This is a genomic window from Ramlibacter sp. WS9 (genome assembly GCF_003797765.1).
In the GTDB taxonomy this organism is placed as follows: domain Bacteria; phylum Pseudomonadota; class Gammaproteobacteria; order Burkholderiales; family Burkholderiaceae_C; genus Ramlibacter.
This window is the reverse complement of sequence record NZ_RKMB01000149.1, coordinates 1-435: the sequence shown is the minus strand read 5'-3', so window position 1 is coordinate 435 and position 435 is coordinate 1. Positions and strand designations below refer to the sequence as shown.

Annotated in this window: 1 protein-coding gene and 1 pseudogene; both read right to left on the bottom strand. The window is 70.8% G+C overall.

Annotated elements, in window-relative coordinates:
* A pseudogene (locus EEB15_RS33385) lies at positions 1 to 325 on the bottom strand (cobyrinic acid a,c-diamide synthase); the annotation flags it as partial.
* A 10-nt stretch (positions 326 to 335) separates the two neighbouring features.
* Positions 336 to 435: cob(I)yrinic acid a,c-diamide adenosyltransferase (locus EEB15_RS33380; protein ID WP_199236717.1), on the bottom strand; the 100-nt coding region annotated here is incomplete at its 5' end.

Genomic DNA, 435 nt, shown 5'->3' with positions numbered 1-435 from the left:
AGGGGTTGCCATCGAACAGGCCCATCACCCCTTCGATGAGGATCAGGTCGGCCTCGCCGGCGGCCCGCGCCAGCAGGCGTCGCGCTTCGGCCTCGCCGACCATCCACAGGTCGAGCTGGTAGACCGGCGCGCCGGAGGCGCGAGCGAGAATCATCGGGTCGAGGAAGTCCGGCCCGCACTTGAACACCCGCACCCGTCGCCCCTGGCGCGCATGCAGGCGGGCCAGGGCGGCGGTGACGGTGGTCTTGCCCTGGCCGGAGGCCGGGGCGGCGATCAGCAGGGCCGGACAGCGTGCCTGGGTCATGGGCGAAGCGTCTCCGCGCATGGCGCGGGCATCAGAACTCCACTCCTTTCTGCGCCTTGATCCCGGCCTTGAACGCGTGCTTGACCAGGCTCATCTCGGTCACCGTGTCGGCGGCCTCGATCATCCCCGGC